We start from the raw sequence: 16,005 nt of genomic DNA, 5'->3' as shown, positions 1-16,005 counted from the left end.
GTCACGCCCTGAAGGTGAGCCGGTGGACCCACTTGGTGTTGTTCACACCGGGGTTGGCCGGGACGATGATGCGGGCCGGGTATCCGTGGTCGAGCGAGAGATGTGCGCCGTTGACGCGGAGGGCGAGCAGCGCTCGGAGGTCGTGGATTTGGTTGCCCCGCAGCACCACTCTGGTGAACGGGCCGGGTGGTTGGATGGATTCGACCAGGACGCTTCCGGCGCCGGACATGCCGGTCATGGCGGCGAGGTCGGCCAGCCGTAGGCCGCTCCAGTGCTGGTCGTCGGTGGACCATCCCTCCACACAGGCGATCGGCAGTGCGGCGGCATGCTGCGGCATGGCCAGGAGCTGCTCGCGGGTGAAGACCAGTGGCGCTCCGCGTCCGTGCACCTCCAGCCGCCAGTCCGGTCCGACGAGCGCGGGAGTGACACCGACGGCCGCCGCCGTCTTGTTGATCTGGAAGCCGTTCGGGCTCCTGCCCGGATCGCGGTTGTGCGGTGCGAGGAGCGCCGTGCCGCGCAGCCGGCCGCCGATGCTCTGTCCGGCGGTCACGGCGAGGAGGAGTAGCGATCCCGCTCCCACCATGCCCACCGCGCCGCGGCGGCTCATCGTCGGCGGGGTGGGGGCGGCTGCCACCAGGCCGTCGGGGTCGGGGGGTTCGGGCAGGGTGTGGGCGAGGTCGGTGCGCAGTTCGGCGCTCAGACTGCGAGAGCGCAGGGCACGTGTCATCCGGGCGAGTTTGAGGCCCACGTGGACGACGAAGGCGGCGATGAACACCCAGGCGCCGTAGAAGTGCAGGCGGTAGAACGAGCCCGGGAAGACGTAGTAGAGCTGGATGTTGAGGATGCCGGTGACGAACTCGAAGATGACCCCGCCGACCAGCATCAGCAAGGAGAGCCGCTCCAGTCCATGGGCGACGGAGCGCACTGGCAGCCATTCGAACAGCTTCGGGATTACCGACCACAACTTGGCCAGCAGCACCGGCACCAGGACCACACCCAGCGTCACGTGCACGCCCTGGAGCAGCCGGTACAGCCAGTACGGGTGCGTGGGCCAGCTGAACAGATAGAAGCCCAGCACGCCCTTGTCGGGAGTCTTGTCATTGAGGGGGCTCAGCCCGGGGTTGTAGGAGGCGTAGGAGAGCAGTCCGGTAACGAACAGCAGCGGGATGCCGATCAGCAGCACCAGGCCGAACACCGAGGTCAGCCAGGGCCCGCGGATCGGACTACGCCAGAACCCGGGACGGAACGGACCCGGTGGCGGGGGCATCTGGCCGATGCGTCGCGCTGTCGCCCGGGTACGCACGGTGGTAGCCGCCAGAGCAGCCTCCATGCGCTCACGCCACGCCCGCGTGCGCTCTCCGTCCGATCCCCGACGTTGCGGCCCACCGGAGGGTGCCGGCCCCGACGGCCGTCCGCCACTTTCCATCGGCCCTCTCCTCCAGTCGCTGAGCGGCCCCTACGACGGGGCGGTCCCATGCCTGACAGACAGACATTCACAAGCTGACACAGGCCAGGCCGGCTGACCGGGCCTGAGGTGCATGCGGGTGTCTTTCACCAGCCGAACGGTCGAACAACTGCTTCAGGCAGTCCCCCAGGCCCCCGTGCCCCGGGTCATGCAGCCCACCCGACGCCACCGCCGGAGTACGCCACGCCATCGCACTCTTCCGAGGACGTGACACGTCACCAGAGAGCAAGAGATCGGCGATCTTCAACCTTGGAGGGTCTGCACGGTCAACGGTGGATCTTCGAACAGGAAGTGACACCCGATGACAGACGTGATCGTCTCGGCCGAGGCCGTGGAAGAAGCACAGCCGGCCGGGCTGGATCCGGCCGTGCTGGATGACCAGTTGATCGGCCAGCTGGTGGACCGAGCCAAGGCCGACGGGATCAACCTCACAGGCCAAGGCGGGTTGCTGCAGCAGCTGACGAAGAAGATCCTTGAGTCCGCTCTCGAAGGCGAGATCACTGATCATCTCGGCCACGAGAAGCACGAGAGGGCCGGTACCGGGAACACCCGCAACGGCACCCGGGCCAAGACAGTGGTAACCGAGGTCGGGCCGGTCGAGATCGAGGTGCCCCGGGACCGGGAAGGAAGCTTCGAGCCGCAGATCGTGCGGAAACGACAGCGCCGGCTGACCGGCGTCGACGAGATGGTGCTGTCCCTGTCGGCCCGGGGCCTGACTCACGGGGAGATCTCCGCCCACCTGGCCGAGGTCTATGGAGCCGAAGTCTCCAAGACGACCATCTTCGTGATCACGGACAGTGATAGTGGTATCCGGGTCCCCGGTGGTCGTGACTCGATCACTGACTGACGTCCTGCTGGGCTGTCTTCGCCTTGGTCTGTCCGGCTGCCGGGGCCCGTTCCCGAGGCCCCGGCCGGGTGGATCATGACCTTATAGGAGCCTGGCTAAAGGCCCCATCACTGTCCTGTCTGCCCCGCCCGGCCGGAGCCATCTCCGGTCAGGAAGGCATCTCCAGCATGACAGGAACGGACACCGAAGCCGTCGTCGAACACGTGGTGATCGGCGGAGTGGACTCCCACGCCGACACCATCCACGTCGCCGTGGTGACTGACCGCGGCGGGCAGCTCGCCGACGCTGAGTTCCCCACAACGGCCGCTGGATACACGGCTGCTATCGCGTTCATGGCCGCTCATGGCACTGTCGTCTCCGTCGGGGTGGAAGGCACATCCTCCTACGGCTCGGGGTTCACGCGAGCGGCCCGCGAGGCCGGCCTGACCGTGATCGAGGTCAACCGGCCGGACAAGGCCGAGCGCCGCAGGATCGGCAAGTCCGATCCCATCGACGCCTACGCCGCCGCTCGGGCGGTCGTGTCCGGCCGGGCCACCAGCGCCCCCAAGGGCGATACCGTCACCGGGATCCGGGCACTGCACAACGTGGCACGATCCGCGATCAAGGCCCGTACCGCGGCACTGAACCAGATCGGACACATCCTGATCTGCGCACCCGACGGGATCCGCGCGAAGTACGAGGTGCTGCGGGGCGACATGCGCGTCGCCGCCCTGGTCCGGCTCCGCATCGGCAGCGATCCCATCCACGCTCCGGTCCTGACCGCTCTGCGCACGCTCGCGCGGCGCGTCCAGAGCCTGACCGCCGAACACATGGCTCTGACCTCGGAGTTGGACGTCCTGGTCACGCGGCTCAACCCTGGCCTGCGCGCCGCCTACGGCATCGGGCCCGACACCGCGACACAGCTGTTGATCACGGCCGGTGACAATCCCGCCCGCTTGCGCACGGAGGCGTCCTTCGCCGCCTTGTGCGGCGTCGCCCCGGTTCCGGCCTCCAGCGGCAAGACCAACCGGCACCGGCTCTCCCGCGGCGGGGACCGCGCGGCCAACGCGGCCCTCCACCGGATCGCACTCGTCCGTATGCGCCGAGATCAGCGCACCCGTGACTACGTTGCCCGACAGACCGACGCCGGACGGACGAAGAAGGAGATCCTCCGGCTCCTCAAGCGCGCGATCGCACGTGAGGTCTTCCGTCTCCTGACCACGACGGTCGAGGTCCCCGAGATCGCGGACCTCAGGCCAGCCCGCCAGGCCAAGAACATCACGCTCACCGCCGCCGCGAACCACTTCGGGGTCTGGCCCGCCGTCATCTCCAACATCGAGCGGGGCCTTCGCCGCGATGACGCCTTCGCCAGCACCTACCGCGAGTGGCTCGCTGCCGCTTGACCAACGATAGGAGCATCAAGGTGATCGACGGCATGAACGAATGGCAGAACCGTCCGCTCGACTCGGGGCGGTTTACCCCGTCTTGTTCATCGACTGTGTGCACGTGAAGCTGCGGGACGGCCAGGTGGCCAACAGGCCGATCTATGTGGCCTTGGCGGTCACTGTCGAGGGCACCCGCGAGATCCTCGGGCTCTGGGCCGGCGACGGTGGCGAGGGCGCCAAGTACTGGCTCCAAGTCCTCACCGAGATCAAGAATCGCGGCACCGAAGACGTCTGCATGGTCGTCTGTGACGGACTTAAGGGCCTGCCCGACGCGATCGGGACGGTCTGGCCCCAGGCGATCACGCAGACTTGTGTGGTTCACCTGCTGCGGGCGTCGTTTCGCTACGCGGCCCGGCAGGACTGGGACAAGATCTCGAAGGCGCTCAAGCCCGTCTACACGGCCCCGACCGAGGACGCCGCCACGGAACGTTTCCTGGAGTTCAGTGACGCCTGGGGCGGGAAGTATCCAGCGATCGTGTGGTTGTGGGAGAACGCCTGGGCCGAGTTCGTGCCTTTCCTCCAATTCGACACAGAAATAAGGCGAGTTGTATGCACGACGAACGCCATCGAGTCGGTCAACGCGCGCATCCGCAAGGCCGTCCGAGCCCGCGGACACTTCCCAAACGAGCAGCAGCGATCAAATGCGTCTACATGGCCGTCATGAGCCTGGACCCCACCGGCCAGGGCCGCAAACGCTGGTCACAGCGATGGAAGGCCGCACTCAACGCCTTCGAGATCACCTTCGACGGACGACTCTCCGCCGCTCGACGCTGACCCACTAACAACTCCAGAACCACCGTTAACTTTACAGACCCATCCCCGGCTCGTCCGGCCTCTCACCGACTTCTTCCACGCCCACCACCTCCACGACGCCCCCAAGGCAGTCGAGGAAACGACAGCCGCCGCCCGCCAGGAACGCCGCATCGAAGCCGTACCGGCCCCGCTGCGCCCAGCCGTCCGCGGCTTCGCGCAGACGCTGCTGGCCCAGCGCGAGCGCGCCGCTGCTCTGGGCCTGCGCCCGAACCAGTTGAAGACCATCGAGATCCGCCTGGACACCGTCCGGGACCTCTCCCTGCACGCCACAGGCCGAGGCCATCAGACGTGGGCGTCCCTGACCACGGCGGACCTGGAGGCGTTCCTCGCCAGCAACGCGGCCCGCAGAGCCTCCTGGCTGGCAGGCCTGCACCAGTTCTTCGCCCACGCCCAGCGCACCGGAGCCGTTCTGCACAACCCGGCCGCGCCCCTCGATGCCCCGCAGCCACGCGGCTTCAGGGGCGCCACGCTCACCCTGGACGAGCAGCGCACGCTCTACCACCGCTGGAACGGGCCCGGCGAGATGCACCCGCACGAGGCGTTCATCGGGTTGGCCGCACTCCTCCACGCAGCGACCACCACCGAGCTGCGCCTCCTCACCCTCGACCACCTCACCCCTGCCCGCCACGCTGTGCGTTTCCCGGGACGCTCCGTCGACCTCGTACTCGACGGGGCGACATGGAAGGCATTGAAGGGCTGCCTCGCCCACCGCGCCTCACTGGGCACGGACAACCCGCACGTCCTGGTCACCCGCCTGACCAGAACCACCCACGGGCCAGCGGGCGCCGCGCACATCCGCGACAGCCTCACACCGGTCGGCCTGCTGCCCCGCATCCTGCGCTCGACACGGCTGCTCACCCTCGCTGCCGAACTCGACATCAAGCAGCTCACCGCAGCGCTGGGAATGTCCTATGCCGGAGCTGCCCACTACGCGTAGTCCGCGAGGCGGAAGAGTCCCGCCGGATGAAGGTACCGCTGTGATCGTCCGGTTCCTGGGTGGTCTGCTCGCCGGTCGCGCGCTGAAGGCCACCGACGCTCCGTGGGCTGGAGGCTGGCTCACGGCCGGTGACCGCCTTCGCTCCTGGCGCATCTGACCCGCCAGGCGAGGCCGAATGACGCGGCGTGCAGGCGCAGCAGACCGCGACCTCACGCGCCGGGAGAAGCCCAGGGTCAAGGGCGGCTGCCGGGTCGATCTCAGATGGGACAAGAGCGAAACTGTTCCCCGGCGGGCGGAGGCCCGTGGGCACTACGGTGGCACGGTGACCACCGTGCTTCCCGATCTTTCCCTGCTGCCTGCCGATCCGTCGCTCGTCAGCCTCGCCTACCACCACGAACACCCGATCCAGCCGTTCGAGTTCGAGGAGACGCTAGAGGTCTGGACGGTGACCGCCCGGATCGATGCGGGCATCCTGGCCGAGGACACGGCTGCGTACAACGACATGGATCAGGATGCGCTGGACGCGGTGCAGGATGTCTCAGTGGGCCGGATGTCCTTTGTACGGGTGCGGATGTACGGCCCCGACGATCCCTTCGAGGCGATGGACTCCTACACCGGAGACGTCGCCCACATCGGCGGGACGGTGCTGAACGTCGGCACGAGGGAGTGGGACACCACCTTTGAAGAGACACTTGCCCACCCGGTCGGTGACCTGCTGATCATGGACCGAGTTGTCCTGGAACCCGCGTGGCGCGGTCTCGGCCTGGGCCCGGTCCTGGCGGGCGCGGCCATCCGCCGCCTGTCGCAGGACTGTGTCGCGGTCGCCTGCGAGCCCGGCTCGGCCGACGGCCGCGAACTCACCAAGGAACAGCGCAGCCAGGCCGCCGCCAAGCTCGCGGGCGTCTGGGCGCGCATCGGATTCGAGCCCTTCGCCGACGGCGTACATATCCTGGACTGCCACCTGCAACGGCCCCACGACCTTCTGGCCGAACGGCAGCAGGAGTTCAGCGCACTGTGCCGCACCTGGCGCGCCCACCACCGCCCGTAGGACGCAGACCGGGCAGCGGGCCCGGAAGCCCCCGCGCTCCCGCCAGCCCGGGCGATGAGAACACAGAACACATCAGTCGGCGCACCCGCGTACGGGCGCAGGGGAGTGGGGCCGTGGAAGGCATACGAAACGTGCTGGTGAAGTACGGCCAGTGGCGCGAGGACGACACCCTCTCCCTTCAGGAGCAGTCCGCACAGTTGGCCACCATCGTGACCGAACTGCTGTGCCCCCCAGGCGGGGGCGCCGCCGCGCGGGTCAATCTCGGCGGCGAATGGGGGGTCTCGCTCGACTTCGAAGGGCGCGAGTACCTGATCAACTTTGCTCCTCCAAACGCGGACCTGCAGTGGCTGGAGATGTTTCTGAGAGCAGCCGACATCGCTAGCTACGTTCACCAGAGCGACAGCCGCTGGGTGCTGCTTCGCCTGGCCGACGGTATGGAGCCTGCCGACACGCAACTGGTCGGTTCCGTAGAGCCTCTTGGCGTCATCCTGGACCTGTCACACCTGGACGCCGCTGTCTGTGGCCTGCGTCCACTGGCCGAACTGCTCCGCGACACCTTCCGACGGCGGCAGGTGTGCGTGCCGCTGACCGAGCTGCTGGCCGTAGGCGAACTCGCCGCGGAGACGTGGGCGATGACTCCGGCCGTGCGGCTGGCATTCCCTCTCGCCGTAGAGACGCAGACGTGGGCAGGGGCGGCAGCCGAGGTGCTGCTTGTCGGGCAGGCACAGGAGGCCCGCCCGACGGGGCTGGCGCTGCTCGACGACCGCACGGCCCTGATCACCTGCCCCGACGGACTGCTGGAGACCGACCTTGCCCGTGGCGGTGCCCGCTGGCACTTGGCCCTGCCCGGCTGTCACGGCACGCCGCTGATAGGCGAGGACGGTGCCGTGCTCGTGATGTGCGGCTCCGCGGTGGTGCGCTGGCATCAGGGGCAGCTGAGCGCTGTCGCGGGCGGTTTCGAGCCGGGCTCGAGTCTGCTGCCCGGCCCTCGGCACGAGGCATGGGTGCTCTCCGGCTCGGGCGTCACCTTCGGCGCCGGCCAGGGCAGCCTCGCGCTGACGCGCGTCGGTGACCGGGCCGGGGACCAGTTGCGCTACCCGATCACCTTCGAGGCCTCTGTGTGCTCAGCGACCTGGCTGGAGGGGCGCCGGTTCTTCCTCGCCGCCCCGGGGCACAGCGCGGTCGTTGACCTGGGCCGCACCACGGGCGCCGGGCGGCGCGAGGACTGGATCCCCACCCCCGTTTCTTTCCCGGCCCACGCGCTGCGCGCAGGCACGAACGGGGTGCTGAGTGCATCGCCCGACGGGAGCGGGAACCGCGTGGGCGTGCACCGCACCGACGTTCTCAGCCGGGCCAGCGAACCGGTCGCAGAGGTCCGGCTCGGTCAGGTCTTCGGCCTCGCACAGAGGCCCGGCGCCGGCCCGGCCTACCTGCTCGCCTCGCTGCCCGACAACAACCCGGCGCATGCCCGACCGATCCTGATGCAGATCAATACACCCCGCCAGCCCGGCCCGGAGCCGGAGGCACGCTCGGATCTCGCCCACTCAGCTGCCCAGAACTACGACCTGGTGCGCCTGTCGGCACGGGGCGAGCGGCGCGACTACAAGCTTGAGCGGCTGCCCTTGGCCAAGGAAGGTCAGGCCGAGGTCTTCCGGGCCGTACACAGGCCCTCGGGCACCGTCGTGGCGTTCAAGAGACGCAACGGCCAAGGCTCCCGGGACGGGCGCCGCATGCGCCGCGAGGTGGAGGTGGCCCAGAACCTGGGGGACAACCCGCACGTCATGCCGGTCCTCGACTTCTGCCCCGCCTACAAATGGTTCATCATGCCGCTGGCCGAAGCAACCGTCGAGGGCAGGCGGACCCAGCTGCAGGCCCCCGGCGAGCTGCGCATCCTGCTGGACGCCGTAGCCACGGCCCTGTCCCCAGCGCACCAGGTCGGCTGGATCCACCGGGACATCAAGCCGGCCAACATCCTGCTGCTGGAAGGCCGCTGGACCGTGGCGGACTGGGGGATCGCGCGTCGCCCCCGCGGGCAGACCAGCGCCGCCGGTGTCCTGACCAATGCCGCCATCGGCACCGAGGGATTCGCCGCCCCGGAGCTGTCCGTCAACGGGCATGAAGCGACTGCTGCCAGCGACATCTACAGCATCGGCCAGCTCATCGGCTGGATCCTCACCGGGACCTGGCCCCAGGCCAACGTGCCGCTGCTGCCCCGGCACGGACCCTGGTACGGCGTCGTACGCCAGGTCACCCAGCACGACCCCGCACACCGGCCCCAGGACATCGCCGCCTTCCTCGACCTCGTCGCACGCGAAACCGGCTCCCGCAGCGAGCTGCCCATCATCCGCGCCCGCCGTCTGCTGGAAGACGCCAACAACGACAACACCAACGCGGCTGTCCAGCTGCTCACCCTCGCCGCCGACCAGCCGGACAACTACGAGCTCTACCTGGACGTCGTCACGCACCTCAAGGTCCGCACCACCCTGCTCTCCAACGTCGACCAGACGGCCGCCGTGGTACGGGCCCTGACCGCGCACGCGCCAGGCGACCGCGGGGACTGGCCCCGCCCGGAAGAGTCGGACCGGACCATCCGGTGGCTGCTCGATGTTGCCCGCCTCGCCGCCCGCAAGAACCAGTGGAAGCTGCTCGACATGGCCGTCCAAGGCATGTGTGACTGGGACGGCCGCTGGGACCAGTGGAACCCGCAAAACGACATCAGGGCGTGGATGCGCACGCTGACCGGGCACGCCGCGACGGTCGTCGCCGCCGCACTGCGCGACCAACCAGCCGGCGCCCGCCACCTGCATGAGCTCGCGGAGGACCGCCATGCCGACATCGCCATCCGCAGCGCCATCCACGCCGCTACCCAGGGGTGATATAGACCCGTGCCACGCCCGCGGACGTGTCCGCACGGGTGCCCGTCCTGCCGGAGCGCCGTGGAGCGCGCGGGTGCAGCACAGCCTGTCAGAGCGGGTTAAGCGTGGTCGTCGTCGAGGAGGAGGCGCGCGTCTTCCTCGGCCTGCTTGCGCCACCTGCGTTGACGCTTGAGAACTGCGAGGGTCCGCCGGCGGATGGTCAGCAGCGCCTGCTGCGGATCCTTGCCGTGGTACGTGCCCAGGGTCTGGACGAAGTCCTCGAACGCACCCAGCACGGCCAGAACCGCCGCGGTGACGATCTCCGGATCGGCGCGCATGACCGGCCGGCCGTCCTCGTCGAAACTGGACGCTTGAGCAACCATCCATACGGTGCTGTGGGACGCGGCGGAGGATATGCGATACCAGGCTGGAAGATGGGTCGGCCGGTTCCCGGCGATACCGGTGAGGTTCACCGCGAACGGCGCCTTCACTGAACCCAGCACGGTGGAGTTCGGACGGCTGGCTTTGTTCGCGAGTCGTGGTTCTGGCACACATTCCGTGACGCGTGCACGTTGAGTAGCGGGGAATGTGTTGAGAGTTCGAGGTCAAGATCGTGCACAGTAGGGGGATGCCTGAGTCGTCCTTGCCTGGTGGCTTTATCAATCATGTGGTGCGTGTCGGCGCCACGGTGCGCCGGCCCGCGTCGGCCCGTACGGGGTTCATCGGCGACCTGCTGAAGATGTTTGAGGCCTGCGGCTGGCCCGGCGCGCCGCGCTACCGCGGAATCGACGAGGAGGGCCGCGAGGTCCTCACCTACCTCGATGGGCATGTGGCCTGGGAACCGCAGCAGCCGCTGGCCGTGTACTCCGACGAGAGTCTGCTGCGGGTCACGCAGCTTGTGCGGGAGTTCCACGACCTGACGGCAGGCACCGCACTGGCCGGATCACATGAGGTCGTATGTCATAACGACCTCGCGCCCAAGAACACGGTCTATCGACCTGTCGGCGGCGCCTTGCGCCCGGTGGCCTTTATCGACTGGGATCTGGCTGCCCCCGGCGCGCGCATCCATGATGTCGCCCACGTTTGTTGGCAGTACCTCGGACTCGGGCCGAGTGTCGGAGACGCCTCCGAAGCCGCGCGACGGTTGCGGTTGATCGCTGACAGTTACGAGCTCGTGGACCGTCGTGATCTCGTCTCTGTGATCTTGTGGTGGCAGGACAGGTGCTGGCGCGGTATTGAGGCTGCTGCGGACTCTGGAGACCTCGCGATGATCCGTCTCCGTGACGCTGGGGCAGTGACAGAGGTTCAGGAGGCGTATCAGTGGGTCTCCGATCACCGGGTCAATTTGGATCGTGCCTTGCGCTGACCAACTGGGTGCCGGTCATCTCACAAACAAGAGCTGGATATGGCTGAGTACGGGCTGCCGCTCTCGTTACGACAGCAGAACTCGTTTGCGGAGAAGTTGGAAGCCAGCGCGGCCGAACATCTGGCGCTTGAGCATCTTGATCCGGTTGACGTGTCCTTCGACGACACCGGAGTTCCAGGGCAGGGTGAGGCCGGCGATGACGGCGTCACGGTCGCGGTCGATGCCTGCGGCGAGGGTGTGGATGGTGGGCAGGTCGTCCTTGCGGACGGCATCGAGCCACTCCGGTAGCCGTTCGCCCCCGCGCTCGGTGAGCATTCGGGCGAAGGAACGGACGTGCCCGTTGAGGGCGTCCAGCTCCGGGCAGTGGGCCAGCACGGCCTTGAGCCGCATCTGTTCGCTCTCTGTGAGGCTTTCGGGGTGCCGCAGAATCCACCCGGAGACCGTGCGAGGGGTCGGTGGCCGGGCGGAGACCTTTCCAGGTGATAGGCGCTTCTCCCGCAGGTAGGCGCGAACTCGCTGGTAGCTGCCCTTGTAGCCGAACGGGACAATCTCTTCCCACAATGCCCACGCATTGGCGCATCCCTGGTTCCAGCGGTCATCCAGGTACGGCTTGTACTCATCGAGGACGGTGGGGCGGTTTTGCCACTGCCCCTGGAAGAGATCTTCGGGGGCTGCGGCGTCGGCCAGGCGCTTGACGGTGCGGTGGGTCATGTGGAGCTGGCGGCCGATCGAGCGTCGGCTGTGTCCTGCCTTCAGCAGGGTGTGGACGGTGGCGTGCCTGTCCCGAATGCGGTCGGCGAACCGGTGCCCTGTTGGCCATGGTGATCCGGTCATCTCCTTGGGCGGTGCAGCCGCAGCAGCGGACTCGGGTGGCTCACGAGCCAGGATTCCAAGGCAGCCGCGGTGCTGGGCGACGCACCGCTCGGTGGCCTCGCTCAGGTTGTGCCACAACTGCCATCTGTCTGCGACCTGTACGGCCTGGGGCGCCCCGGCGGTGGCTCCTTCCGCGAAGAACGGTGCGCGGTCGCGGCAGACGACCTCAATGCCGGGGCGTTCGGCCAGCCAGGCGGCCAGGCTGGATGCTTCCCGGTCGGGCAGCAGGTCCACCGGCCGCCGGGTTTCGACGTCGACCAGCACGGTCCCGTAGATGCGGCCCTTGCGCGTCGCGTACTCGTCGACGCCGACCACTCGCGGCACTGGTGGTTCGGGATCGGGCAGGGCCTTGACCAGTCGGAGCACAGTGCTGCGGCTGACGGACACTCCGATGGCTCCGTTCGCGAGACCGGACAGCAGTTGTGCACCGGTGTGGGAGGCAGCCAACACCTACGTGGGAATCGAAATGCTCACGGGTTCCGACAGCGCTGGTAGAGGTGGGCGCCTTCGGGGGCGCCGAATCATGGCGGCCGGCGACTGTCTAGGGTCACGTGCATGTCGAGGACCACACCGCCGCGCCCGCTCGATGTCGAGGCGCTTTTCCCGGAGCTGGCTACCCATCGGGGCACTACCACCCGGCTCCATCCGCGCCCGGGCGGACCTGATGTGGCGGCCAGTTCCGTGGGCGGCCCGCTGCTGTGGCCGGTGGACGAACCCTGGCCGGTGTGCACCGAGCCTCACAGCCGTGCACGGGGCCGACGCCCGGCGGACATCCACCGGCGGCGGCAGATCCTGGCTTCCGCATGGCTCCGTGAATCGAACCCGGGCCCCACAAACGAGGAACGGCAGCTACTGGAGGAGCTGGACCAGAAACATCGCATTCAAGAAAATGCTGCGACCGATCCACTGCCGCTCATCGGCGTGGCGCAGCTGCACCGGAGGGACATCCCCGATCTGCCGGCCGGACCGGACGACTGCGATCTACTCCAGGTGTTCTGGTGCCCCTTTGACGCACACGGGCCGACCCGTTACGGCATGCTGCTCGACCTGCGCTGGCGCCGGTCGTGGGAGGTCACCGAGGTGCAGACTTCACCGCCACAGCCGCAGGTCGTCGGCTTCGAGGGTTACGTACCCGAGCCGTGCGTGCTGCATCCGGAGCAGGTGGCCACCTACCCGTTCGCCGGCCTCCTCCCGGAGGACCTGTGCGCACGGATCGATGCCTGGGAAGAGGCCCTGGAGGAGGAGGCCGAGCAGTCGGAGGACGAAGACGCGGCCGCACCAGTGGGCTACCAGTACGACCTGTCCATCCCACCCGGCTGGCGCGTGGGCGGTTTCGCCTCCTGGCACACCACGGACCCGTCCCCCATGAACTGCCTGGCCTGCGCCACACCGATGCACCTGCTGCTGACCATCGACAGCTCGGAATGGGACGGCGGCAGCGGCAGCTGGAAGCCGCTCGAAGAAAAGGACTTGCCCACACACCTGTACGCCAAGCCGACCGAGGTCACCGTGGGCCGCTGGGGCGAACTCAACATCTTCGCCTGCCCCGAAGATCCCTGCCACCCGCACCGCTGGAGCATCCAGTAGATCACTCGGCCATAACCACTCATGCACTTGAGGGAGTCCGTTCTCCTGGGCTCGGGCGATCGAGTGGAGCAGCTGTGGCTGGCGGCCGAGTGCTGTCGTCTCTCGTGAACATCGAACAGTGGCACTGTCTGGGTGCCTTCCAAAGCGCTGAGCAACCGCTGCCCAAACCCGTGAACAAAGCCACTCCGAAGACACTGGCCATGCGGGCGCCGGCCCGACCGGCGAGCGCGAGGCCGACCGCGGCCAATGTCGACCGCAGCCGCTCGGTCCACCTGCCGTGTCGTCGGGTCAGCCCGGCTATCTGCTCGACGAAGGTCCGCCGTTCGCACAACGCGTTCTCGCAGACGAACCGGCGGACCCGCAGGCACAGCCGAACCCGCTTGCCCGCACTGGGCACGTCAGCGGGAAACCGCAGATAGGAGCTGTGAACCCGCTCCGACCAGTCCCCGCACCCAGCGCAGTCGGCTCCGGCCATCGTGCACTGGGCCTCTATTCGTATCGCCTCATTGCTCACGTCGACCGACAGCACCGCGATGTCCTAGACCGACGAGAACAGCAGCTCTTCCAACCGGAGCACCATCTCTTCCACGGACCCGAACTGTGAGGCCCCGGCGGGCGGCTGCTGCGGCTCGTGACCGACCTTGGCACCCGAGGCGGCGGGGCCGCGACCGGAACGGGGGACCGGTCGCGGCCCCGCGCCGCCCTGCCCGCCCTCTGCGCCACGCAGATCGCGCGATGATCACGGTAGGGGCTCCGCCGCAGTAAATCCGGTATTTACTGCGGCAGTGTGGCCTGACCGATGATTTTTCCGCGCCGTGCTGGTCTGTACGCCGAACACCGACTCACGGGAGGCTGACGCCATGCGGAAACTGACCTTTGCCATGAACATGAGCCTGGACGGCTACATCGCCGCGCCCGGCGACGACCTCGGCTGGAGCGTGCCGAGCGACGAGCTGTTCCAGTGGTGGTCCGACCGGGTGGACGCGACGGGCCTGGCGCTGTACGGGCGCAAGCTGTGGGAGACGATGAGCTCCCACTGGCCGACCGCCGACAAGCAGCCGGGTGCCACACCGGCGGTGATCGAGTACGCCGGCCGCTGGCGGGACATGCCGAAGGTGGTGTTCTCCTCTACGACCAGCACGGTCGACTGGAACACCCGTCTGGTCACCGGCGACGCGGTTACCGAGATCACCAGGCTCAAGGCCGACGACGGCGGCCCCATGGACATCGGCGGTGCCACACTCGCCGCGGCGGCCATGCGGGCCGGGCTGATCGACGAGTACGCGATCGTCACCCATCCGGTCCTGGTGGGCGGCGGCACGCCGTTCTTCACAGCCCTGGACAACTGGGTGAACCTGACCCTAGTGGAGACCCGGACGTTTCCCGACGGCGTGGTCCTGACCAGGTACGAGACCAAGCGCTGAGCGCTCGACGGCGGATCGGCGCGGGCTTCGGGCGCCCAAGGATCTCGCGGCGCTGTGTTCCGAGGCGATCGTGATACCCCTGCCGGATCACAGGCCGTGTATGTAAGGGATCCCCAACCGGACACCGGTCAGCTCGTGCTGAGCGGGAGTCTGCTGGTCATGTTGAGTTTCACCTCGCCGTAGGGCCGGACGTGGGACCAGAACAACGGGGTCAGGCCGCGCCGGTCCGCGGGCGTGAGGAGGTCCGCCCACTCCGGTTCGCCGAGGATGTCCTGGAGCATCAGGGTGTTCACGAAGACCAGGGCCGATTGCAGGATGCGCAGGCACAGGACGAACATCTCCTGCTCGTCGCGCCGGTTCGAGGCGATCTCCCCGTCCTTGCCGTAGGCGATCACGGAGTTCGCGCCGTTGGAGGACTCCATCACGTTCAGGCCCTCCTCGATCTCCCGCTGAAGGTCCCGATGATTCTGCTGGAACTGACCGACCTGCAGACCTGGGCGAGGGGCATGGACCAACTGCTATGCAAGGGCACAGTCGGCTCGCAGCCGTGGCCGTACTTCACGGACGAACACCGGGTATGGGCCTGACCGGGCTGGTGAAGCCGCGCGCGGTGCAGCAGTTGTTACTGCGCCCAGTGGTATCCGAGTTCGGCGAGGGCTGCGAGCTGGGCGTCGGTGAGTCGATGGCGGCGGGTTTTCTGGTTGCTCAGAAACACACCCAGTCGCACCGTCGTGCCGTCGGGGAGTTCTTCGACGTGGGCTCTTCCGACGATGGTCTTCTCCTCGCGTTGGATGTACTGAGCGAGGGCTGCTACGCCTCGTTGGAAGGCTGCTGTACCGCGTGCTGCGCCCTTTCCTGCCCCTGTCTTTGCACTGGTTCGCGCTGGGGCTTTCTGGGGTCGTGCAGCCGGTTTCACGCTGTGTCCTGTGAGTCGGCGTTGCTGTTCCTCGTTGAGCTGCGCCCAGTCGCGGGTTTGCCGGGTGAGCCAGCGTCCGATGTCGTCGCCACGATGCGTCACCCCGGGCACGATCTCGTCCAGGCTCGCACCGGCCTCCAGGAGCGCGCCCAGGCCAACCCAGTGGCGTTGCCAGTCGACGGTCCAGCCCAGTGCCCCGGTGTTCCAGTCCGGGTCGATGGCGGCGAGTTGCTCGGCCCGCCGCTGCGCCCGTTCCGGGTCCTTGCCGAGCCCGTCGGGTCGTCGGAGGTTGGTGAGCCATTGCCCCACCGGCCTGTCCAGGGCGACCGCGTGGCGGGGCGCGGCCAAGGTGCGGGCTTCTGTGTAGTAGGTGCGGGCGGCGGCGAGGTTTTCGGCGAACTGTGTGTCGGCGGTGTCCCAGATCATGCCGAGCTCTTCCAGCTCTTCGGC

14 protein-coding genes and 2 pseudogenes are annotated in these 16,005 nt (G+C 68.0%); 10 read left to right on the top strand and 6 right to left on the bottom strand.

The window, feature by feature from the left end; genetic code table 11:
• Position 1: 1 nt before the first annotated feature.
• Complete coding sequence (locus tag OG972_RS00080; protein ID WP_266990182.1) at positions 2 to 1,267, bottom strand: molybdopterin-dependent oxidoreductase; 1,266 nt, start codon at positions 1,265 to 1,267, stop codon at positions 2 to 4.
• 499 nt (positions 1,268 to 1,766) lie between these two features.
• On the opposite strand from OG972_RS00080, the pseudogene OG972_RS00075 reads away from it, so the two are divergent.
• The 6 genes and pseudogenes from OG972_RS00075 to OG972_RS00050 all read left to right on the top strand — a co-directional run.
• Positions 1,767 to 2,261 (top strand): annotated as a pseudogene (locus tag OG972_RS00075) (transposase); the annotation flags it as partial.
• Positions 2,262 to 2,479: 218 nt separating this feature from the next.
• Positions 2,480 to 3,694, top strand: a complete 1,215-nt coding sequence (locus OG972_RS00070) for an IS110 family transposase (RefSeq protein ID WP_266977651.1) — start codon at positions 2,480 to 2,482, stop codon at positions 3,692 to 3,694.
• 11 nt (positions 3,695 to 3,705) lie between these two features.
• Positions 3,706 to 4,510: pseudogene (locus OG972_RS00065) on the top strand (IS256 family transposase); the annotation flags it as partial.
• Positions 4,511 to 4,763: 253 nt separating this feature from the next.
• Positions 4,764 to 5,486 carry a hypothetical protein gene (locus OG972_RS00060; protein WP_266977650.1) on the top strand — a complete coding sequence of 241 codons (723 nt, stop codon included), beginning with the start codon at positions 4,764 to 4,766 and terminating at the stop codon, positions 5,484 to 5,486.
• Between the two features lie 322 nt (positions 5,487 to 5,808).
• A complete protein-coding gene (locus tag OG972_RS00055) occupies positions 5,809 to 6,534 on the top strand; it encodes a hypothetical protein (RefSeq protein WP_266977649.1) in 726 nt (241 codons plus the stop codon).
• Positions 6,535 to 6,647: 113 nt separating this feature from the next.
• Positions 6,648 to 9,410 (top strand): protein kinase, encoded by a 2,763-nt coding sequence (locus tag OG972_RS00050; protein ID WP_266977648.1) that lies wholly within the window; start codon positions 6,648 to 6,650, stop codon positions 9,408 to 9,410.
• Positions 9,411 to 9,508: 98 nt separating this feature from the next.
• Here the strand turns inward: OG972_RS00050 and OG972_RS00045 are convergent, their stop codons facing one another.
• Positions 9,509 to 9,772 carry a hypothetical protein gene (locus OG972_RS00045; protein WP_266977647.1) on the bottom strand — a complete coding sequence of 88 codons (264 nt, stop codon included), beginning with the start codon at positions 9,770 to 9,772 and terminating at the stop codon, positions 9,509 to 9,511.
• Positions 9,773 to 10,017: 245 nt separating this feature from the next.
• Between OG972_RS00045 and OG972_RS00040 the strand changes: the two genes are divergently transcribed.
• A complete protein-coding gene (locus tag OG972_RS00040; protein ID WP_266977646.1) occupies positions 10,018 to 10,755 on the top strand; it encodes a phosphotransferase family protein in 738 nt (245 codons plus the stop codon).
• A 66-nt stretch (positions 10,756 to 10,821) separates the two neighbouring features.
• On the opposite strand, the gene OG972_RS00035 is transcribed toward OG972_RS00040, so the two are convergent.
• Entirely contained in the window at positions 10,822 to 12,075 is a 1,254-nt protein-coding gene (locus OG972_RS00035; protein WP_266977645.1) for an ISL3 family transposase, read from the bottom strand.
• Positions 12,076 to 12,183: 108 nt separating this feature from the next.
• Between OG972_RS00035 and OG972_RS00030 the strand changes: the two genes are divergently transcribed.
• The gene (locus OG972_RS00030; RefSeq protein WP_266977644.1) at positions 12,184 to 13,215 is read left to right on the top strand and encodes a hypothetical protein; all 1,032 of its coding nucleotides are present in this window, start codon (positions 12,184 to 12,186) and stop codon (positions 13,213 to 13,215) included.
• 19 nt (positions 13,216 to 13,234) lie between these two features.
• On the opposite strand, the gene OG972_RS00025 is transcribed toward OG972_RS00030, so the two are convergent.
• Positions 13,235 to 13,690, bottom strand: a complete 456-nt coding sequence (locus tag OG972_RS00025; RefSeq protein WP_266990180.1) for a transposase family protein — start codon at positions 13,688 to 13,690, stop codon at positions 13,235 to 13,237.
• Between the two features lie 385 nt (positions 13,691 to 14,075).
• Between OG972_RS00025 and OG972_RS00020 the strand changes: the two genes are divergently transcribed.
• On the top strand, positions 14,076 to 14,639 hold the full coding sequence (locus tag OG972_RS00020; protein ID WP_266977643.1) for a dihydrofolate reductase family protein: 564 nt from the start codon (positions 14,076 to 14,078) through the stop codon (positions 14,637 to 14,639).
• A 128-nt stretch (positions 14,640 to 14,767) separates the two neighbouring features.
• Here OG972_RS00020 and OG972_RS00015 read toward each other — a convergent pair whose 3' ends face one another.
• Complete coding sequence (locus OG972_RS00015) at positions 14,768 to 15,061, bottom strand: Tn3 family transposase (protein ID WP_266977642.1); 294 nt, start codon at positions 15,059 to 15,061, stop codon at positions 14,768 to 14,770.
• 39 nt (positions 15,062 to 15,100) lie between these two features.
• Here OG972_RS00015 and OG972_RS00010 point away from each other — a divergent pair, with 39 nt between their 5' ends.
• Entirely contained in the window at positions 15,101 to 15,226 is a 126-nt protein-coding gene (locus OG972_RS00010) for a hypothetical protein (RefSeq protein ID WP_266977641.1), read from the top strand.
• 35 nt (positions 15,227 to 15,261) lie between these two features.
• Here the strand turns inward: OG972_RS00010 and OG972_RS00005 are convergent.
• Positions 15,262 to 16,005: helicase associated domain-containing protein (locus OG972_RS00005; RefSeq protein WP_266977640.1), on the bottom strand; the 744-nt coding region annotated here is incomplete at its 5' end.

Source organism: Streptomyces sp. NBC_01669 (genome assembly GCF_026339735.1).
Lineage (GTDB): Bacteria > Actinomycetota > Actinomycetes > Streptomycetales > Streptomycetaceae > Streptomyces > Streptomyces yanii.
The sequence above is the reverse complement of the archived record's forward strand: the minus strand, read 5'-3'. Positions and strand labels throughout refer to the sequence as shown.